Source organism: Microbacterium sp. DWRC1-3 (assembly GCF_049896645.1).
Lineage (GTDB): Bacteria > Actinomycetota > Actinomycetes > Actinomycetales > Microbacteriaceae > Microbacterium > Microbacterium maritypicum.
In genome coordinates, this window is sequence record NZ_JAFCUS010000001.1 from 2074076 (window position 1) to 2094705 (window position 20630).

Annotated in this window: 16 protein-coding genes; 7 read left to right on the top strand and 9 right to left on the bottom strand. The window is 68.7% G+C overall.

Going from position 1 to position 20630, the window contains the following annotated elements:
- Nucleotides 1–9 precede the first annotated feature (9 nt).
- Nucleotides 10–1677, bottom strand: coding sequence for an amidohydrolase (locus ACP699_RS10065; RefSeq protein ID WP_055874882.1), 1668 nt, complete (start codon nt 1675–1677; stop codon nt 10–12).
- The gene (locus ACP699_RS10070; protein WP_055874885.1) at nt 1674–3011 is read right to left on the bottom strand and encodes an MFS transporter; all 1338 of its coding nucleotides are present in this window, start codon (nt 3009–3011) and stop codon (nt 1674–1676) included. Before ACP699_RS10070 ends, ACP699_RS10065 begins: the two co-directional genes overlap by 4 nt.
- Nucleotides 3012–3233: 222 nt before the next feature.
- On the opposite strand from ACP699_RS10070, the gene ACP699_RS10075 reads away from it, so the two are divergent.
- The gene (locus tag ACP699_RS10075) at nt 3234–4130 is read left to right on the top strand and encodes an Lrp/AsnC family transcriptional regulator (RefSeq protein ID WP_017829669.1); all 897 of its coding nucleotides are present in this window, start codon (nt 3234–3236) and stop codon (nt 4128–4130) included.
- 3 nt (nt 4131–4133) lie between these two features.
- Here the strand turns inward: ACP699_RS10075 and ACP699_RS10080 are convergent, their stop codons facing one another.
- Genes ACP699_RS10080 through ACP699_RS10095 form a run of 4 tightly spaced genes read right to left on the bottom strand, consistent with a single transcriptional unit; the run spans nt 4134 to nt 8361 of the window.
- Complete coding sequence (locus ACP699_RS10080) at nt 4134–5117, bottom strand: serine hydrolase domain-containing protein (RefSeq protein WP_426170899.1); 984 nt, start codon at nt 5115–5117, stop codon at nt 4134–4136.
- Nucleotides 5118–5130: 13 nt separating this feature from the next.
- Nucleotides 5131–6048 carry a carbohydrate ABC transporter permease gene (locus ACP699_RS10085; protein ID WP_017829671.1) on the bottom strand — a complete coding sequence of 306 codons (918 nt, stop codon included), beginning with the start codon at nt 6046–6048 and terminating at the stop codon, nt 5131–5133.
- Complete coding sequence (locus tag ACP699_RS10090) at nt 6048–7022, bottom strand: carbohydrate ABC transporter permease (protein ID WP_055866355.1); 975 nt, start codon at nt 7020–7022, stop codon at nt 6048–6050. The genes ACP699_RS10085 and ACP699_RS10090 overlap by 1 nt, the downstream gene beginning before the upstream one ends.
- Before the next feature lie 55 nt (nt 7023–7077).
- Nucleotides 7078–8361, bottom strand: a complete 1284-nt coding sequence (locus ACP699_RS10095; RefSeq protein ID WP_055866357.1) for an ABC transporter substrate-binding protein — start codon at nt 8359–8361, stop codon at nt 7078–7080.
- Between the two features lie 236 nt (nt 8362–8597).
- Here ACP699_RS10095 and ACP699_RS10100 point away from each other — a divergent pair, with 236 nt between their 5' ends.
- The 3 genes from ACP699_RS10100 (at nt 8598) to ACP699_RS10110 (ending at nt 12130) form a co-directional block, all read left to right on the top strand.
- Nucleotides 8598–9464: a MurR/RpiR family transcriptional regulator gene (locus tag ACP699_RS10100; RefSeq protein ID WP_051056561.1), complete on the top strand. Its 867-nt coding sequence runs from the start codon at nt 8598–8600 to the stop codon at nt 9462–9464.
- A gap of 2 nt (nt 9465–9466) precedes the next feature.
- The gene (locus ACP699_RS10105) at nt 9467–10642 is read left to right on the top strand and encodes an exo-beta-N-acetylmuramidase NamZ family protein (RefSeq protein ID WP_151485653.1); all 1176 of its coding nucleotides are present in this window, start codon (nt 9467–9469) and stop codon (nt 10640–10642) included.
- Between the two features lie 81 nt (nt 10643–10723).
- Entirely contained in the window at nt 10724–12130 is a 1407-nt protein-coding gene (locus tag ACP699_RS10110; RefSeq protein ID WP_426170904.1) for an MFS transporter, read from the top strand.
- 12 nt (nt 12131–12142) lie between these two features.
- Here the strand turns inward: ACP699_RS10110 and ACP699_RS10115 are convergent, their stop codons facing one another.
- Nucleotides 12143–12778 carry a MarR family winged helix-turn-helix transcriptional regulator gene (locus ACP699_RS10115; protein WP_241244587.1) on the bottom strand — a complete coding sequence of 212 codons (636 nt, stop codon included), beginning with the start codon at nt 12776–12778 and terminating at the stop codon, nt 12143–12145.
- Between the two features lie 119 nt (nt 12779–12897).
- Between ACP699_RS10115 and ACP699_RS10120 the strand changes: the two genes are divergently transcribed.
- The gene (locus tag ACP699_RS10120) at nt 12898–13668 is read left to right on the top strand and encodes a hypothetical protein (protein ID WP_426170908.1); all 771 of its coding nucleotides are present in this window, start codon (nt 12898–12900) and stop codon (nt 13666–13668) included.
- A gap of 126 nt (nt 13669–13794) precedes the next feature.
- Nucleotides 13795–14826: an FUSC family protein gene (locus tag ACP699_RS10125; RefSeq protein WP_426170910.1), complete on the top strand. Its 1032-nt coding sequence runs from the start codon at nt 13795–13797 to the stop codon at nt 14824–14826.
- 18 nt (nt 14827–14844) lie between these two features.
- On the opposite strand, the gene ACP699_RS10130 is transcribed toward ACP699_RS10125, so the two are convergent.
- The gene (locus tag ACP699_RS10130; protein WP_426170912.1) at nt 14845–15354 is read right to left on the bottom strand and encodes a hypothetical protein; all 510 of its coding nucleotides are present in this window, start codon (nt 15352–15354) and stop codon (nt 14845–14847) included.
- Between the two features lies 1 nt (nt 15355).
- Nucleotides 15356–15961, bottom strand: a complete 606-nt coding sequence (dcd, locus tag ACP699_RS10135) for a dCTP deaminase (RefSeq protein ID WP_055874903.1) — start codon at nt 15959–15961, stop codon at nt 15356–15358.
- Nucleotides 15962–16067: 106 nt separating this feature from the next.
- Between dcd and ACP699_RS10140 the strand changes: the two genes are divergently transcribed.
- Entirely contained in the window at nt 16068–20513 is a 4446-nt protein-coding gene (locus tag ACP699_RS10140; RefSeq protein ID WP_426170914.1) for a glycoside hydrolase, read from the top strand.
- Nucleotides 20514–20630 lie beyond the last annotated feature (117 nt).

A 20630-nucleotide genomic window follows, 5' to 3' on the forward strand; every position in this document is an offset into this window, starting at 1 on the left:
GGATCATCCTCACACCCGGTGACGGCGAACACCGTCGACCCAGGTCTCGCGCACCGTGATCGCCGAGATCTCCTCGGCGGGAACAGCCAGCGGGTCGCCGGAGAGCACCGCGAAGTCGGCGTACTTGCCGACCTCGAGCGAGCCCAGGTCGTCTTCGCGCCCGATCGACACGGCGCCCTCGATCGTGTGGGCGCGCAGGGCTGCGAGCGCGGAGACGCGCAGATCGTCGGGGCCGAGCTTGTGCCCGCGGCGGGTGACGCGGGTGACGGCGGTCTGGATGGCCTCGAGCGGGATGGGCTCGGCGACCGGTGCGTCGGAGGAGATCGTGAAGGGCACGCCCGCACGCTCGAACTCACCCAGCGGGTTGAAGCGCTCGCCCGGAGTGCCGATGGCCTCCTCGACGCCCTCGCCCCAGTTGAAGTAGTGCTGGGTCTGGTTGACCGGGCGGATGCCCGAGGCGGCCATCCGCCCGATCTGCTCGGGGGTCGGCAGCCCGCAGTGCTCGATGCGGTGCCGGGCGTCGGCATCCGGATGCTCGGCGAGCGCGGCCTCGATCGCCGACACGACCATCTCGATCGCGGTGGGCGACTGCGCGTGCGTGGCGGTCTGGAGACCGGCGGCGTGCGCCTTGCGGATGAGGCCGGCGTACTCCGCGGGCTCGTGGTACAGCTGGCCGGTGCGGCACGGGTCGCCCACGTAGCCGTCGGGGAAGTACGCGGTCCAGCCGCCGAGCGTGCCGTCGGCGTAGAACTTGATGCCCGCGAAGCTCAGGTGGGCGTTGCCGAACTGGCCGACGAGTCCCATCTCGAGGGCCTCGTCGAGCAGGTGCGAGAGCAGGTACATCGACACGCGCAGTTCCAGGCGTCCGGCCTCGGCCAGGCGCAGGTACATGTCGAACTCCCGACGCGTGACCTGGGCGTCGCCGATCGAGGTGACCCCGCCTGCGAGGAAGCGCTGCGTCGCCGCATCCAGCTGGCGCAGGTGCTCCTCCGGCTCATCGGCCAGGTGGAAGTTCGGACCGTGGTGACCGATCTTCACGCCGTGCACACCCGTGAGGATGTTGCACGCGGCATCCGACAGCTCTCCGGTCAGCTCGCCCTCCGCGTCGCGGAAGAACTCGCCGCCGTCGGGGTTCGGGGTGTCCCGGTCGACGCCGTTGACGGTGAGGGTGTGCGAGTTCACGACGCCGCCGTGACCCGACGCGTTCATGAGGTACACCTCGCGATCGGCCGCGACCTCGTCGAGCTCGAAACGGGTGGGGTGCCGCTTCTCGGCGAGGTTGCGCTGTTCGTAGCCGTAGCCGCGCACGGGGCGCCCCTCAGGGAGGGCGGCGGCCGCCGCCTTCAGCAGGGCCACGATCTCGGGGATGCTGCCGGCCTTCTCCGGCCCGCAGTCGACCCAGCTCATCATCTGCCCGAACATGAGCGGATGCGCATGGGCGTCGACGAAGCCCGGGACGACGACGGCGTCGCCGAGGTCGATGCGCTCCGGAGAGAGCCCACCCCGTTCGGCCGCCGCCTCGCACTCGGCGGGGGTGCCGATCGCGAGGATCCGCCCACGGTCGGTCAGCATCGCCGTGGCCGTCGTGGCGGCGGCATCCGCCGTGTGGATCGTGTGCGCGGTCAGAAGGACGGGTGCCGTCTGGGCCGAGCGGTCGAAGGGGGTGAGCTTTCTCATGGCAGCCTGTTCGCGGTCGTGTCGGTGCGGGCGGTGAAGGAGGCGGTGACGGGGGCCTCGTCGGAGTGCTGCGGTGCGAGGCGCGTGCAGATGCCGGCGATGACGGCCATGCCGATGAACATCGCGATCACCGACCAGATGCTTCCGGTCCAGGCGATGAGCTGCGTCGCGAACCAGGGCGAGAAGCCGGCCCAGACCGCTGCGCCGACGCCGTAGGACAGCGCGATCGAGGTGTAGCGGGCCTGTGGGCGGAACATCTGCGAGAGCAGAGCAGCGATCGGCGCGTACGTCGCGCTCATCGCGATGCGCACCAGCGAGGCGAACAGGAAGATGAGCGGTTCCACGCGCCCCGGCAGGATCAGCAGGAACGGCACGAAGGTCAGCACCGAGGTGATCAGACCGATGTACATGACGTTCTTGCGGCCCCACTTGTCGCCCAGCCAGGCGACGGGGAGGGTCACCACGAACTCCACGAAGGAGGCGATCGTCATGGCGTCCAGGATCACCTGCTCGCTGATGGCGACCGTGTCACCGGTGGCGTACGCCGTGGCGAAGGTGGTGGCCAGGTAGTAGCCGCCGGTCGAGATGGGCAGGATGCCGATGCCGAGGAGGATCGGACGCCAGTTGGTGCGCAGCGCGAAGGCCAACGGCATCGACTGCTTGCGGCCCTCGACCTTCGCCTCGAAGACGGGCGTCTCCTCGACGCGGTAACGCACCCAGAAGCCGACGCCGACCAGCACGATCGACAGCAGGAACGGGATGCGCCAGCCGCCGTTGATGATGAAGTCGTCGCCCATGCGGGTCATGATCGCGAAGATGCCCGAGGCGAGCAGCGCGCCGGCCGGGTTGCCGAGCTGCGTGAAGCCGCCGTAGAAGGTCTTGGACTTCTCGGGGGCGTGCTCGACGCTCATGAGCACCGCACCGCCCCACTCGCCGCCGACGGCGAGCCCCTGCACCGCACGGAGCAGGATCAGCAGGATCGGGGCGAGGATGCCGATGTTCTCGTAGGTCGGCAGGCAGCCGACGAGAACCGTGGCCGCGCCCATCATCACCAGCGTGATGACCAGCGACGTGCGCCGACCGAGCTTGTCGCCGATGTGGCCGAAGATGATGCCACCCAGCGGGCGGACGAGGAAGGCGACGGCGAAGGTCGCGAAGGCCGCTGCGGTCTCGGCCAGCCGGTCGCCGCTCGGGAAGAACAGCGGACCGAAGACGAGCGCCGCGGCGGTCGCGTAGACGTAGAAGTCGTACCACTCGATGGTGGTACCGACGAAGGCGGCGATGCCGGCGCGTCGCGCCCGGCTGTGGGTGCCGCTGGTGGGGGTAGTGGTCATGGGGTGCCCGCTCCTTTGCGGAAGATGTCGGATAGCGAAGGATGCTACGGACGTGCGGCCCGGCCAGCAAGCACAGAACTCCAGCGATAACGCGGATTCACTGAATATATGATCGCGCATTCGTGCAATGCGCGCCTACCCGGTCGCCGAGAAGGCTCCTACACTGGCTTTACGCACCACGAAGCGTGCGATCGCGGGAAACTGACCGAATCGAGCGGAACCATGGATTTCGACGCAGAGCTCATCCGTGCGCTGCAGGAAGACGGTCGCGCCAGCATCCTCTCGCTGGCACAGCGACTCGGGCAGTCTCGGGCCGCCGTCGCCGCGCGGCTGCGCACGATGCTCGCCGACCGCACGGTGCGGGTCGTCGCCGCCGTCGACCCGGTCTTTCTCGGTCAGCACGTGCTCGCCCACGTCTCCATCCGCACCGACGGCTCGGTCGAGCTCGTGGCAGAGCACCTGCGCGACATGAGCGAGACCGTGCTGGTGTCGGCCGTCGGCGGGGCGCACGACGTGGTCACCGAGGTGCGCGTGGGCTCGATGTCGGAGCTGCACGACCTGCTGGCCCTGATCCGTGCGATCGACGGCGTGCTCGACATCAGCACGATCATCTACTCGACCGTGATCAAGGGCTTCTTCGTCTCGGAGTACCACGGCGGTGTCACCCTCGACACGATCGATGAGGCGCTGATCGAACAGCTGCAGGCCGACGGACGCAAGAGCTTCCGCGCACTCGGCGAGGAGGTGCGCCTGTCGCCCTCGGCCGTCGCGACCAGGGTGCAGCGGCTGATCGACGCCGGGGTGATCAAGATCAGCGCGGTCGAGGCGCGCGGGCTCGCCCACCGGCAGCTGTCGATGGGGGTGGGCATGACGCTCGGCGACGACGACGAGGCCGTGATCGACGAACTGCGAAGGGGGCGCGGTGTGGACTTCGCCGCCCGCACGCTCGGCCGGTTCGACGCCGTGGCCACATTGGTCGAGCCCTCGGCGGGGGCGCTGTACGCCAGCCTCGAGCGGCTGCGCGCACTGCCGGGGGTGACGCGCATCGAGGCCTGGCTGCACCTCGCCGTGTTGAAGGAGGACTACGCGCGCACGCTGCGGCCACTGCGCACGGACTGAGGTTCAGGACGCGAGCGGTGCGAGGAAGGCGCGACGGACGGCGGCGATGTCGGCGTCTTCACGCGATGGATGCACGCGGTTGACGAGCAGCACACCGAAGCCGCCGGAACCGGTGTGGACGGCGAAGCATGTGCCCGTGAATCCGGTATGCCCCACCGCGTCGATGCCGGACATCCACGACTCGTCCCGTACCCGCAACCCGATCGCCTGGCCGTAACCGGCATCGGCACGCACGGTCGGCACGCGGAGTGCGCGCGTGGAGTCCGTGGACAGCACGCGCTCCCGCGGCCCCTGCCCGTCCTCACGGATCATCCGCGCCAATGCGGCGACGTCGTGCACCGACCCGAACAGCCCGGCGTGACCCGCCGGGCGTTCGAGCGCGTGCGCCAGCTCGTCATGCACGTCTCCGCGCACCGGACCGCGGTGCGGCTGATCCTCCGTCGCCACGGCCTCGCGCGGATCGGGCGACGATGTCAGCGACCCCGCGCCGATGGCCGTCGCCACCTCCGCCCACAGCTCGGCGAGGGGTCTCCCCGCGACGCGCTCCAGGTACTCCCCTGCGGCGATGTACCCGACGTCGGAGTAGAGGTGACCACCACCGGGTTCAGATCCGAGCGGTCGCTGCAGGACCCGCGCGCGCAACTCATCGCCGCGGATCCCGTCCCGCCACTCGCGTCCCTCGGCCGGCAGCCCTGAGCTGTGCGTGAGGAGGTGGCGGAGGGTGATGCGTCCAGCGCCCTCACCCGAACCGGCATCCAGGACCGGCGCGACGGGCGCGTCGAGGTCGACCCTGCCCTGGTCGACGAGCCGCAGTGCGGCGACTGCGGTGAAGACCTTCGTGAGCGACGCGAGATCGAACAGGTGCCGCTCGTTCAGAGGCGTCCGATCGTCGTGGGCCGGGGTGCCGAGGATCAGCAGCTCGTCGACTCCCCGCCCCGGCGTCGTGCGCAGGGAGGCCCACGCCGACCCCGGCGCCCCGTTCACCACGGCCGCTCTCCCGTCACTTGCTCATGCCGGAGGTGAGTCCGTTGATGATCTGCTTGGTCGCGAGCAGGAACAGCACGATGAGCGGGATCGTCGCGATCGTGAGCCCGGCGAACAGCTGCGGCCAGTCGGTGGAGTACTCGCCGAAGAAGCGGGTGAGTCCGACGGGAAGGGTGTACGAGTCCCGGTCGCGCAGCAGGATCAGCGGGTAGAAGAAGTCGTTCCACACCGGCACGAAACGGAAGACGATCACGGTCGCGAGCGCCGGACGCACGAGCGGCAGCAGGATCTGCACGAAGGTGCGGAACGGACCGGCGCCGTCGATGCGCGCGGCCTCTTCGAGTTCGATCGGCAACGCGCGGAAGAAGACCGTCAGCACGAACGTCGTGAACGGAATGCCGAGGGCTCCGTAGACGAGGATCAGGCTGAACACGTTGCTCGTCATCTTGAGCGAGTCGAGCAGGTAGAACAGCGGCAGGATCGCCAGGTGCACCGGCAGCATGAGCCCGGACAGGAAGACCGCCTCGATGCCACGGAAGAACTTCGCCCGAGCCCTCGCGAACGCGTACGCGGCGAGCACCGAGACGACGGTCGTGACGATGACCGAGCCGACGGTGACGGTGATCGAGTTGAGGAAGTAGGTGTCGAACGACGCGGTGATCCACGCGCTCTGGAAGCTCGTGAACGTCGGCGGGACCGGGAGTCCGAGCGGCTCGGTCGCGATCTGCTGCTGTGTGCGCAACGAGTTGTTGACCATCAGCAGCAGCGGGCCGATGGCGACCAGCGCGTAGCCCCAGAGGAACACGTTCGCGAACAACCGCCCGATGAACGGGGCATCGGCGGTGCGGCTGGAGCGGCGGCGGGGGGCGGAGGAACGACCGGAGACGATCGCTTCGGTGGTGGGCTCCGGACGGGTGTCGAGGGCAGTGCTCATCAGAACAGCTTTCGTTCAGCGCGACGCATCGTCGAGGTGATCACGACCGAGATCACCATGATGAAGATGAACAGGACGGTCGCGAGCGCGGAGGAGACGCCGATCGAGTTCGGGTTCCCCGATTCGAAGGCGGTCCGGTAGAAGAGGAGCATCATGACGTCGGTCGACCCGGCGGGCGCCCCGTTCGAGCCGGCGAGCGCGAACGGAATGGCCATCGCCTCCATGCTGCCGATGAAGGTGAGCACCGTGATGATGCCGATCGTGGGCGTGAGCATCGGCAACGTGATGTAGCGGAAGCGCTTCGCCGCGGTCGCCCCGTCGAGCGAGGCGGCCTCTTCGATCTCCTCCGGGATCCCGCCGAGGGCGGCGCCGTACAGCAGGATCGGGAAGCCGATCCACTGCCAGGCGCTCACGAGCACGATCACCCAGATCGCGAGCTGCGGGTCGCCGAGCCAGGGAAGGGCGAGGCTCTCGAGGCCCACACCGCGGAGGATCGCGTTCACCGGACCGAACAGCGGCGAGAGCATGAGCGACCACAGGTAGCCGATGACCATGGGGCTCACCAGGTAGGGCAGCGCGAAGATCGTCTGGAAGAAGCGCTTGGTGCGCTTGCGGCGGTGCAGCAGGGTGGCGATACCGAGGCCGAGAGAGTTCTGGAAGACCAGCGCACCCGCGAACAGCAGCAGGTTGTGCCCGAACGCGTTCCACAGCTCGGAGGCGTAGGGCTCCTTCGTGAGGAGGGTGATGTAGTTCGCGACCCCTGCGAAACCGCCCTGCTTCGTGCCCTGCCAGTCGAAGAACGAATAGCTGAGCGCAGCGAGCATCGGATAGAGGATGAGCACGGCGAACAGCACGGCGGCCGGCAGCACGAACAGGGTGGCCGTCGGGGTGGATAGGGCGATGCCTGCGCGTGTGCGTCGCTTCGTGCCCTCGCGCTTCGCGGGGTCGCGCCGGACGGGGATGGTCAGTGCCATGGTGTGTCTTTCGCTCCGCGAGGGGGCGCCGGATCGACGCCCCCTCGTGTTCGGATCAGGAACCAGGGGTGAACCAGGTGGAGACCCCGGACTGCAGGTCGGCACCGAGCTGCTCCGGCGTCTTGTCGCCGAGGAACATCGCCTGGATGTCCGGGCCCAGGACCGCGGTTCCGGTCGGGTCGCCGTAGCGGAAGTCGACGAGCAGCAGGTACGGCGCCGGGTTGGCGGTGTACTGCTCGTTCATCTCCTGCATGAGCGGGTCGGAGTACTTCACTCCGGGGAGGGCGGAGAACTGGTCCACCTCATCGGCGACGAGCTGACCGAATTCCGAGGTCGTCATCCAGTTCAGCAGCTCTGCCGCCGCCTCCTGGTTCTCGCTGGAGGCGTTGATGCCGAAGCTGCCGTCGGCGTAGCCCGGGGTGACCGCATGGTCCAGAGCGCTGCCGGGGGCCGGGGGCACCTCGTACACGCCCCATTCCGTGTCGGGCGCGGAGTTCTGGAACGTCGGCAGATCGAACGATCCACCGGGCCACTGGGCCGCCTGCCCCGAGGTGAACTGCAGCACGGCGTCGGCGACGGCGATCGCGTTGACGTTCTTGTCGAGGTACTTCTGCATGTCCTTGACGATCTGCAGCGACGACACGTACGTCGGGTCGGTGAAGTCGATGTCGCCGGCGAGCACCTTCTCCTCGAACTCGGATCCGCCGTAGTTCGCCGAGCCCATGATGTCGTGGAACATCGGCAGCACCCAGTCCTCGCGGGCACCGAGTGCCATCGGGGTCACGCCCTCTTTCAGCAAGGTCTCCTGCAGGTCGATGAACTCGTCCCAGTCGGTGGGCTCCTCGAGACCCATCTCGTCGAACATGGTCTTGTTGTAGAACATCTGCATCGTCTGGTACGCGAACGGGACGCCATAGGTCTTCCCGTCGTCCTTGCCCTGAGCTGCCCGCAGCACGGTCGGATCGAACTGATCGAGTCCGTCGACGATGTCGTCGATCGGCACGATCTGCTCCGACTGGATCGCCGGCTGGATGCCGCCGTACGCGCGGAGCATGGCGATGTCCGGTCCATCGCTCCCCTCGAGACCGGTCGCCAGGATCTGGTTGTACTCGGTCGGCTGGAAGCCTTCGAACTGGATCGTGACCCCGGGGTGGGACTCTTCGTACTTGTCGAAGACGGCCTCCCACTTGGGCGAGGAGGAAGCCTGCCACGACCAGATCGTGAGCGTGACATCGCTCTCGGCTTCACCGCTGGACGCGGCGGGGGCACAGCCCGCGACAGCGAGCCCAGCGACGAGAATGCCTGCTGTGGATGCGAGGCGGACGGGGCGGTTTCGCATGATGTTCCTCTCGGACGGTGGCAGCTGCCTGGCACGTCGTGGGCTGCCGTTACTTCGGGGGGAACGCCCTTCGAAGTGCCCTCGGTGCTGAGGACACGTCGCGTGACGTCGATGTCATGCGGCATTCCCGTGGTTGGGGAGATGCCGACATGCCCACTTTGGGCAATCTCTTACAGAAATGCAAGCAAATCTGAAAATTTCTTCCGAAGTGGGTTTCGGCCTGACATCATGGGCACGTGCCGAACAGTGTCGTGACAGCCATCCATCAGCGTCTCTCCGAGTTGACCCCGACCGAGCGCCGTATCGCCGAGTACGTCCTCGCCGAGCCCCAGGCCGTCGTGGAGAGCTCCATCACCCGGTTGGCCGAGGAGTGCGAGGTCTCCGTCGCCAGCGTCGCCCGCTTCACCCGCAGCGTCGGCTTCGGCGGCTACCCGGACATGCGATTGGCGCTCGCGACCGAGCTCAGCCGCAGCGCCTCCGACCAGGAGAGGTTCCAGGTTTCTGCGGGCGATGTCAGCCGCTACGACGACGTCGCGACGACCGTGCGCAAGATCGCCTTCGCGGAGGCCGCCGCGATCGAACGCACCGCCCGCCAGATCGATCTCGACGAGCTCGAACGCTGCGTGGCCGAGGTCCGAGACGCGCGACGCATCGACATCTACGGTGCCGCCTCCAGCGGACTCGCCGCCCAGGATCTGGAGCAGAAGCTGCACCGAGCAGGACTCGTCGCCCAGGCCCGCACCGACCACCATCTCGCGCTGACGGGCGCCGCGCTGCTGGATGGGCGGGATGTGGCGATCGCCATCTCCCATTCCGGACGCACGCTCGAGATCGTGCAGGCGGCGCAGGTCGCGGGCAGAGCCGGGGCGACCACGATCGCCATCACGAACAACCCGAAGTCGCCTCTGGCCAGAGCGTGCGACCTGGTGCTCGTCACCGCGGTGTCGGAATCGACGTTCCGCTCCGGCGCGATGGCGAGCCGCATCGCGCAGCTCGCGATCCTCGACTTCCTCTACACCCGCATCGCGCAGGCCGACTACGACACCATCTCGGCGAACCTGCAGCGCACCCTCGACGCCGTCACCACTCACAGAATCGACTGACCATGCACCTCGGTATCGACCGGCTCCTCCGGCACGACCTGCCCCCGCGCCTGCTGACCACGCTGCGCACCGCGCGGATCGGGATGCTCACCAACGACCTGGCGCTGACGTCGCAGCTCACGCGTGGGCGGGCCGCGCTCGTGGCGGAGGGGTGGTCGCTGAACCTGCTCTTCGGCCCGGAACACGGGATGGACGGACGGGCGAAAGAGGGAGCGCTCATCGACGACGTGCGAGACCGCGTCACGGGCGTTCCCGTGCGCAGCCTGTACGGCCCCTCCGTGCGCCCCTCCGCGGAAGACCTCGCCGACCTCGACGTCGTCCTGGTGGATCTCCCGGATGTCGGCGCACGCTTCTACACCTACATCTGGACCATGAGCCACATGCTCGAAGCCTGCGCGCATGCGGGGGTCGCCGTCATCGTGCTCGACCGCCCCAATCCGCTCGGCGGTCTCCTCGAACAGGCAGAGGGTCCGATGCTCGACGAGGCGGCGCAATCGCTGGTCGGGCGCTGGTCGATGCCGATCCGTCACGGACTCACCATCGGAGAACTCGCTCGGCACTGGGTGCGCACCCGCGGCATCGATGTCGAGCTCGACGTCGTCGAGCTCGACGGCTGGCGACGCGGGGACACCGCGATCGGTCGCGAAGAGCTCCGCTGGATGCCGCCGTCACCGAACCTGCCGAGCGCGGCGACAGCCCTGCTCTACCCCGGGACGTGCCTCGCCGAGGGCGTGAACGTCTCCGAAGGGCGCAGCACCGCGGTGCCGTTCCGTGTGATCGGGGCACCCTTCATCGACGCCGAGGACTATGCGCAGGCGGTGGTCGACCTCGATCTCCCCGGGGTGACCGCCTCCCCCTACGGATTCACCCCCCTCGTGCGCGACCATGCCGGCGCGCAGTGCGAGGGTGTGATCCTGCACGTGACCGATGCCGCGGCCCTGCGGCCGGTGCACACCGGGGTGCGCCTCCTGTCACTCCTGGCGGAGATGTACCCGGAGTCCCTCGCCGAGCGGTCGCTGATCCCGATGCCGGGAGAGTCGAACTGGTCGCCGCTGGAGAAGCTCTTCGGCGTGCGCGGCGCATTCCGCCAGATCGCCGACGGGAGCTGGAACGACCCGGCGACACTCGCGGTACCGAACTGGCCCGCGGCCGTCGAGGCGGATCTGCTCTACGCCTGAGCATCGCTGCGGCTCCGATCTCTGCCCCCTGGCGCGGCGCGCCGTCACCGGGCGTTCACCGTGGCCCGCCAGACTTCCCCCATGAGCGAACCCGAACCTCGCCAGGGCGTTCCCGAGCCCGTGGCGACCGCGAACAGCGGCGCCGTGGCCGTCGTCGGCCTGGATCTGCGCGGCGACACACCCGCGCCGAAGAAGCAGGTGTACTCCTGGGCGCTGTGGGACTGGGCGACGCAGCCCTTCAACACCGTCATCCTGACGTTCGTGTTCACGGCGCTGTATCTCGTCGGCGAGGGCTTCCTGCCACCAGAGGTCGCGTCGCTCGATGTGAACGACCCGGTCCGACTCGCCGCCGAGGCGGATCTCGCGGCCGGTCTCGGCCTGGGATCGACGATCGCTGCCTTCGGCATCCTGCTGCTGGCCCCCGTGCTGGGTCAGCGCGCGGACGCCGCCGGGCGCCAGAAGCTGTGGCTCGGAATCGGCACCGGCGCACTGGTCATGTGCATGCTGGGCCTGTGGTTCGTCGAACCCACACCGAGCCTGTTCTGGCTGGGAGTCGCCCTGATCTCGGCCGCGACGGTGTTCCAGGAGATCGCGGCGGTGAACTCCAACGCGATGCTCATCGGCATCGCGAACCCGAAGAACGTCGGTCGCATCTCGGGCCTCGGCTGGGGCTTCGGCTACCTCGGCGGCATCATCGCTCTCGTGATCGTGGTCGTGCTCGACACCTTCGACTGGTTCGGCATGTCGACCGACAACGGCCTGGCCTACCGGCTGATCGCGGTCGGATGCGCGGTATGGGCGATCATCTTCAGCATCCCGATCTTCCTCAACGTGCCGGAGCCCTCACTCGGACGCCCCGAGCGCAGAGTCGGATTCTTCGCCTCGTACCCGCTGCTGGTGAAGGACGTCGCCGGTCTGTACCGCGACCCGGAGACCCGGCCCACCTTCTGGTATCTGCTGGCGAGCGCCGTGTTCCGCGACGGCCTCGGTGGCGTGTTCGCCTTCGGTGCGATCATCGGCACCGCGGTGTTCAAGTTCGAGACGCAGGAGATCATCATCTTCGGCATCGCCGCGAACCTGATCGCGGGGGTCTCGACGATCGCCGCCGGACGACTCGACGACTACCTGGGGCCGAAGCGGATCATCCTCGCCTCGATCGGGTCGATGATCGTCGCCGGCCTCGCGGTCTTCTTCTTGAGGGACGCGGGCGCCATCGTGTTCTGGATCGGCGGACTCATCCTCTGCGCGTTCGTCGGCCCCGCGCAGGCGGCGGCACGGTCGTTCCTGGCCAGGGTCACCCCGGCCGGCCGCGAGGGCGAGATCTTCGGCCTGTACGCCACGACCGGTCGGGCCGCGAGCTGGATGGCCTCCGGCGCCTGGACCCTGTTGATCGTGCTGACGGCCCAGACCGCGTTCGGCATCCTGGGCATCGTGATCGTCCTGATCGCCGGTTTCCTGCTCCTGCTCCCGGTGAAGGCGCCGCGCTGATCCGAGTCCGGGTCAGCGCTGCCAGTTGTCGGCGAGCTTGTTCAGCAGCCGGGCGAGCTCGACGCGCTCCTCTTCCGTGAAGGAGGTGAGCGCCGTCGCCAGCATCTCGCGACGTTCGCCGCGCATACCCCTGGCGAGGCGACGCCCCTCGTCCGTCAGCGCGATACGTGTGCGCCGCGCGTCGTCGGGGTCGGCCTCGCGGCGCACGTAACCGCGTTCGACACCCTGCTGCACGAGCCGTGACGCGCGGGGCTGATCGACCCCGATCGCGGCACCGAGGTCGCTCACGCTCAGCGGCGCGGATGCCGCGGCCAGCGCCTCCAGCATCCGCATGCGGGCGGGGCCGCCGAGGCGACCCGAGGGGTCGGCCATCCACGGCGGCATCCCGGGGTGACCGCGATGGTGCTCGAAGTGGTCGCGAGGATCTTCCCCCGGCGCGACGCCGTGGGGCCCTCCGTGCCATCCGCGCGGTCCGCCATGACCACGGCCGCCCTGACCCCGCTCGCCCGCGCCCCTCTCCCCCGGTCGGCGTCCTCGCAGACGGGACAGCGCCTGCGCGATGGCCTCGGCGGAATCCGACTGTGCGGAATCCCGCTGGGCCGCGTCCGGTGCGGCGTCGTTCGCGGCATCGTTCGATTCGGTGGTCACGGATCGATTTTACATGCGACTTGACATGCATTGCGAGTCCATGTCACACTACATGTACATGCACTGTGACATACACATGCACACTGACAACAAAGTCACCCCGACACGAAGGACTTCCCATGAACACCTCTGAATCACAGAACTCCGAGAACACCTCCCGCCCCTTCGGCTACTGGCTGAAGGCCGCCGACCGCCTCATGGCGGCCGAGTTCGCCACCGCGTTCGACAGCGAGCACGCGAGTCGCCGCGACTGGCGCCTGCTCAACATCGTCGACGGCACCGTCGCATCCGACCGCCCGCTGAACGGCCACAAGCTGCATCGACTCGTCGAGCGCGGCTGGGTCTCCCCCGAGGGAGAAGGCTGGACGCTCACCGACGACGGCCGCGCGGCGAAGGAACGCCTCGGCACCCTCGTCGACGAGATCCGCACCACGGTCACCGAGGCCGTGTCCCCCGAGGACATGGCCACCACGCTGGCCTCACTCGAGAAGATCGCCCGTGCGTTCGGCTGGGACGAGGAGACTCCTCTTCCCCGCGCACGCCGGCATGGCTTCGGCGGCCCCCGCCACGGTCGCGGCTTTCCCCGCGGCTTCGGACGCCCGTTCGGCCGAGGCTTCGGCCGCGGCCCCGAGCGCGAGGCCGTGCACGGCTTCGGACACGACCGTGAGCACGGCTTCGGCCCCGGACACGGCTTCGGCCCGCACGCGGACGCCGAGAACGGATGCCGCCACGGCGAGCCCGGCGCCGGTCACCGCGGTCACGGCCGCGGACACGGACACGGCGGACACGGACACGGACACGGACACGGCGCGCACCGTGCAGAGCGGATCGCTCAGCACGCGTTCGAGCGTGGTTTCGACGCGGGATTCACCCGCGGCCGCGACGCCTGACATCCGCACACCCTCGAAACGCCTCTCCCGACATCCGGGTGGGGCGTTTCGTGTATCGAGCGACCGCCCGGCCGAAATGGAGGCCCAGCCGCGATGGAGGCCCGGGCTCGGACGTAGGCTGGATCGGTGGCGGATTCACGGGGCAGAGTGTGGACGGGCGTTCTGCGCGTCGAACCGCACCGCGGTGACCACCGGGTCGCGCTCCGCGCCGCGATCAGCGTCGCGGTCCCCCTCCTCGTGCTCTGGATGCTGGGGCGCCTCGACCTCAGCATCTATGCGAGCTTCGGCGCCTTCGCCGCGCTCTACGGGCGCCATGACGTGTTCCGCGATCGCTTGCGGATGCAGGCCACCGCCGGCGGGGTGATCCTCGCCTCGATGCTCGTCGGCACCGCCCTGTCGGTCCTCGCCGCTCCCGCCCCGGTCAGCATCCTCGTCGTCGCGGTCATCGCATCCGCCGTCACCCTGCTCGCCTACACGATGCGGTGGCACCCTCCGGGGCCTCTGTTCCCGGTGTTCGCGGTCGGGGCATGCGCCACGATCCCGGCGACGACCGCCTCCTTCGGCGACGTGCTGCTGGTCGGCGGTCCGAGCGTGCTGTTCGGGCTGGCCATCACCGCCCTCATCGGCGTCTTCACGCGCAGCACTGCCGATGCGTCGTCGAGGTCCCGGCAACCCGTGGGCCCCATAGCCGGAGAGATGGCGGCATCGGTCGGAGTGGCGATCGTGGGAGCAGGCTTCGCCGGCCTGCTGATCATGGACTCCCACTGGTACTGGGCAGCCGTCGGCGCGGTCGCCGCCGTGAGCGGACCGCAGCTGAACGCCCGGGTGATCCGCGGCATCCAGCGCCTCGTCGGCACCCTTCTCGGCGTGCTCGTCGCGGCGGCGATCCTCGCGATCGATCTGCCGCCGCTCGCCGTCATCGTCCTCGTGGTCGTGCTGCAGGCCGCCGCCGAGCTGTTCGTCGGCCGCAACTACGGCATCGCGATGGTGTTCATCACCCCACTCGCGCTGCTCATGGTGCACCTCGCCGCACCCACCCCCGTCGACATGCTCCTTCAGGACCGCGCGATCGAGACAGTGATCGGCGTGGCCATCGGCACTCTCGTCGCCGTGGCATCGGCGGCGCTTCGGCGCCGGCAGGGACGCACACGCGCCTGAGTTCGCCTGCGCCGAGGTTCAGGAACGCAGCGCGAAGGTGATCGCCGTCGTGGCGGCCTCGTCGGCACCCGCGAAGGGGAAGGTCGTCGTGTTCAGCAGGTACACCCCGACGATGATCGCGGCGACGAGGAGCACGAACAGGAACGCGAAGATCACGACGGTGAGCACGCGATAGCCGCCGGATGTCGGCACCTCGGGCGCGACCGACGGCTGGGACCAGTCGTCCGCCACTGCGGCGGGCGGCTCTCCTTCGAGGATGGCGGGGGTCGGGCGTGCACGGTCGGAACCACGACGCGTCGCGGGTGGCGGCGGGACGACCGCATCGACGGACGACACATCCGAGGGGATGTCCGACGCAGGCTCCGCCAGCAATCCCTCCGGGATCGGGATCTCGGGCGGCGGAGGCGGGATGACGACGTCGGCGGGCGGGATCAGCGGCTCATCCGGCATGGCCTCCCGCGCGTCGGGAAGGTCGGCCCCCTCGGGGACGACGGGCTCTTCCGGCGGTGTGCCGCTGACGTCACTCATCTCAGCCTCCGACTGCTCCGATGTCGGTGCTGCCGACATCCGTTCGATGGAAGTTCTGGAACGACCGCGAGGCCGTCGGTCCGCGCTGCCCCTGGTACCGGTTGCCATAGGGGCCGGAGCCATACGGGTTCTCGGCGGGAGACGTGAGCCGGAAGAAGCACAGCTGCCCGATCTTCATCCCCGGCCACAGCTTGATGGGCAGGGTCGCGACGTTCGCGAGCTCGAGCGTCACATGCCCCGTGAAGCCCGGGTCGATGAACCCTGCGGTGGAGTGCGTGATGAGCCCGAGGCGCCCCAGGGACGACTTGCCCTCGAGGCGTGCCGCGATGTCGTCGGACAGCGTGACCTGCTCGAACGTGGCACCGAGTGCGAACTCCCCGGGGTGCAGGATGAAGGGCTCGTCGGGGTCGACCTCGATCAGGCGCGTGAGCTCGGGCTGGTCGACCGAGGGATCGATGAACGGGTACTTGTGGTTGTCGAACAACCGGAAGTACCGGTCCAGGCGCACGTCGATGCTCGACGGCTGGATCATCCCGTCTTCGCGAGGCTCGAGGCCGATGCGGCCGGATGCGAGTTCTGCCTTGATGTCGCGGTCGCTGAGAAGCACGGCACCAGCCTAGTTGTCGCGAGCGGGAACTTGTCCGGCCGATCAAGATCCGCTAGATTGTGTTGACGTCGACATGTTAACGTCAACACAATCTGAATGGACAACGATGTCTGCAAGAACAGCGACCACATCCCGGCGCGCACTCGCCATGGCCGCGGTGCTCGCCGCGACCGCGAGCGGTCTCGCCGCCTTCCCGCAGGCGGCCACGGCTGCCGAATCCGATGTCACCCTGACCCCTAATCCCGCCTATGCGGGCGCCCCCTTCAAGGGGTGGGGTTCGAGTCTGGTGTGGATGGCGAACGCGACCGGCTCGTACCCGGCAGAGCTGCGCGATGAGCTCATCGACAAGGTCTTCGGCGACGAGGGCCTGAACCTCAACATCGCGCGCTACAACATCGGCGGCGGCAACGCGACCGATGTGCCCGACTACCTGCGCCCCGGCGGAGCGGTCCCAGGGTGGTGGAACCCGGATGCTCCGCTCACCGACGACGACGGCGCGATCACGTCAAACTTCGCCGACCGCGACCGCTTCCGCGCCGCGTGGACGGGCGAGAACGCGAGCGACTACGACTTCTCGGCCGATGCCGCACAGCTCGCCTGGGTCTCGGCCATCAAGGACCAGGTCGACACCTGGGAGGCCTTCAGCAACTCCCCGCCCTACTTCATGACCGAGAGCGGCTTCGTCAGCGGCGGTACCGACCCCTGGGCCGACCAGATCCGCCGCGACTCCCTCGACACGTTCGCGACGTACCTCAAGACCGTCGTCGAGCACGTCGAAGACACCCAGGGCATCTCGTTCGACACGATCGACCCGCTGAACGAGCCGAACACCAACTACTGGGGCACCACGATCGGTGGCGACGGCTGGCCCACGAGCGCGAGCAGGCAGGAGGGTGCCCACGCCGGCCCCGCGCTGCAGGCTGACGTGATCAAGGCGCTCGCCGCTGAGCTGGCCGCCTCCGACACCACGACCGACGCCGTGATCTCCGGCCCCGACGAGACGAATCCGCAGCGATTCGTGGAGGACTGGAACGGATGGGACACCGCGGCGCGTGACGCCGTCGCCCAGCTGAACGTGCACACCTACTCCACGGGAGGCCGCCACCTGGCTCGTGACATCGCGAAGAGCGCGGCCAAGCCGCTGTGGATGAGTGAGGTCGAAGGCAACTGGGGCGGCGACAGCTGGAACCCGGATGCCATCGAGAACGGGCTCGGCATCGCCCAGCTCGTCAGCTCCGACCTGCGCGAGCTCGAGCCGGAGGCCTGGGTGCTGTGGCAGCCGGTCGAAGACCTCTACAACATGGAGAAGGTCGAGAAGAAGAACTGGGGCTCGGTGTTCATCGACTTCGACTGCAACGCCGAGGGCGACTCCGCCCGTCGCCTGGCCGACGGCGACGCGGACGCGGGATGCCACGTCCGCACGAACGCGAAGTACAACACCCTGCGCAACTTCACGCACTACATCGAACCCGGCGACCAGCTGGTGCGGGTCGCCGACAACGACACCACGGCGGCCATCGACGGCGACGGCTCCGGCGCCACGCTCGTGCACACGAACGAGAGCGACCAGGCCCGCACGATCACGATCGACCTGTCGCTGTTCGGCGACATCGATCAGGGCGCCACGGTGACCCCCGTCGTGACGACGGAGTCTCCGGCATCCGACCCGACGGCGAACGCTCTGCGCACCGGGACAGCGGTCGCGGTCGGCGCAGACGGGACCGCCGTGCTCACGGTTCCCGCGAAGTCGGTGACCACCTTCGTCGTCTCCGGCGTCGAAGGCATCGCCGCCGAGGCACCGGCGCTCCGCGACGGTGAGACCTACACGATCACCGGCGTCCAGAGCGGGCATGCACTGACCGCCTCCGATGACGGCGCCCTCCTCGGCAGCGCCAGGGATCCCGAGCTGATCCCCGTGCAGACCTGGACGGCCTCGCTCATCGACGACCAGCCGGGCACCTCGCGCGACCGCTTCGCCCTGCGTGCGGCCGACGGACGTGCGCTGGTTGCCGACGGCGACTCCACGGCCCTGCGTGTGCTCGACGACGCCTCCGCAGCGACCGACCCGTCTGCGCTGTGGATGATGACCTCGACCGACGGCGCGGAGTTCAGCCTGCTGAACGCCGGACGCGGTGCCGTGCTGGATGTCGGAGGCTCCTCGACCTCGGTCGGTGCGAGCGTCGGGGTGTGGCAGTCGAACTGGGGCGCCAACCAGCTGTGGCGGCTCGAGTCGGCACGCGACGACATCGCCCCGTACGCGAGCTTCCGCCCAGGACAGGAATGGCTCGACTCCGACGGCGAGGTGATCCAGGCGCACGGCGGTCAGGTCGTGCCGTCGAAGGATGCCGACGGTCGCACCATCTACTACCTCTACGGCGAAGACCGCACGAACGGGTACCACTCGGCTCCCGGCGTGCACGTCTACAGCTCGTACGACCTGTACAACTGGGACGACCGCGGGGTGGCGCTGCGAGCGCTGTCGTCGAAGGACCAGTTCGAGGACGATCCCTACTTCGAGGCGCTGTACGGCGACTACTCCGCCGCCCAGCAGGACGCCGTCTACCGCGATCTCGGCACCGTGCCCGTCGACGGCGTGACCCCGCCGATCATCGAACGTCCGAAGGTGATCTTCAACGAGAAGACCGGCAAGTGGGTGATGTGGGCGCACATGGACGGCCCGTCGGCGACGTCGTCCGCGCAGTACGCCAAGGCCAACGCCGGGGTCGCGGTGGCGGACTCGCCGTTCGGTCCCTTCAAGTACATCGACAGCTACCGGCTGCACTACGCACCCGCCGATGCCGAACCGACCAACCACGCCCCGAACAACCGTGGCATGGCGCGCGACATGAACCTGTTCGTCGACGACGACGGCACCGGCTACATCATCTATTCGAGCGAGGAGAACGCGACCATGTTCATCTCCAAGCTCAACGACGACTACACCGACCTGGCGACTCCCGCCGATGAGGCCGTGCTCGGTGTGGACTACAACCGCATCTTCGTGAACCAGTCGAGGGAATCCCCGGCGATCTTCAAGCACGACGAGCGGTACTTCCTGATCACCTCGGGCACCACGGGATGGAGCCCGAACCCCTCACGGTGGGCGAGCTCCAGCGACATCATGGGCGCGTGGACCGAGATGGGAGACCCGTTCCCCTGGTGGGCGCAGAGCAACTCCTGGAACTCGCAGCCCAGCTCGGTGATCCCGGTCGATCGCGAGCACGGCAAGTACATCTACATGGGCGACCGATGGAACGGCGGCGGCGACCTCAAGAACGCGCAGATGGTGTGGCTGCCGATCAACATGGGCGAAGGCGGCGACTCGCTGGCGGTCGAGGTGCACGACGAGTGGACGCTCGACCAGCTCGACCAGTGGTCGGCGTGGGATGTCTCGGCCGTGCCCGAGACGGTTCCGGTCGGGGGCGCACTCGACACACCGGTGGTCAACGTCACCCAGAACGGCGTGATGACCGAGCAGCCCGTGACCTGGAGCATCGCCGGCTCGTTCGACGCACCGGGGATCGTCACCGCGACGGGCACCCTCCCCGAGTTCGGCGGACGCACGTTCACCCGAACGATCGCGGTCGTTCCCGAGGGGCTGCGCTACGCGGTCAACGCCGGTGGACAGCAGACCGCGGACTGGTTGGCCCTGCGGGACGCCGCCGAGGACGAGGGTGACCTGCTCAACAGCCGTGCCGATCAGGCGTATGCCGAGGATGCCGCGAGCGGCGCGTCGTGGGGATACGTCAGCGAGGGCAGCAAGAGCGCGGGCACCGTCGACGGAACGATGTTCTCGACCATGCGATACGCGGTCGACGGTCGCGACATCGCCTACCGTTTCGGCGACCTCGAGCCCGGTCGGTACAGCGTGCATGTCGGCTACGCGGACCCCTGGGACCAGTGGGACGACCGCGGCGCGAAGGTGAGCGTGAACGGCGCCATCGTCGAGCAGGACCATGATTACGGCGCGGCCGACGAGGTGCGCAGCTACGGCGACATCGCCATGGGCGACGAGGGTCAGATCGAACTCGTGCTGCAGCCGACTCGCGACGCCGACGTGCAGGTGAGCTGGATCATGGTGACGCTCGACGAGGCGACGACGCCGGAGCCCGCGCAGGTCACGCTCTCCGCGGATGCCGTCACGGCCGGTCAGCAGATCACGATCGACGTCGCCGGGCTGGAGCCCGATGAGGTGGCGTCGTTCGCGCTGCACTCCGACCCGATCAACATGGGAACCGTCACGGCGGATGGATCCGGAGCCGGGACGCTGTCTTGGCGCGTGCCGACCGATGTGGCCGCAGGACAGCACCACGTCGTGATGACGCGCGCCGACGGCACGGAGGTGCGGGCTCCCCTGACGGTGCGGGCCGCGCAGCCGGGAACGGGCGGAGTCGGCGGAGGGAACACCACCGGAACCGGCTCCGGCGCCGCCGGCGGCCTGGCCTCCACCGGACTCGACACCGCCGGGCTCACCTCGGCGCTGGCCCTCGCAGCGCTGCTGCTCGCGGCCGGCGGCCTGGCGTTCGCCCGACGACGGGGCGTCCGCCGCTGACCGACGCGATCATGGGGTGCCATCGCAGACCACCGTCTGCGATGGCACCCCGACGCGTCCCGTGCTTTGGCCATCGGGCGGCGTACAGGTAGGCTGGCCTTCGCTCGCTCCTCGGAT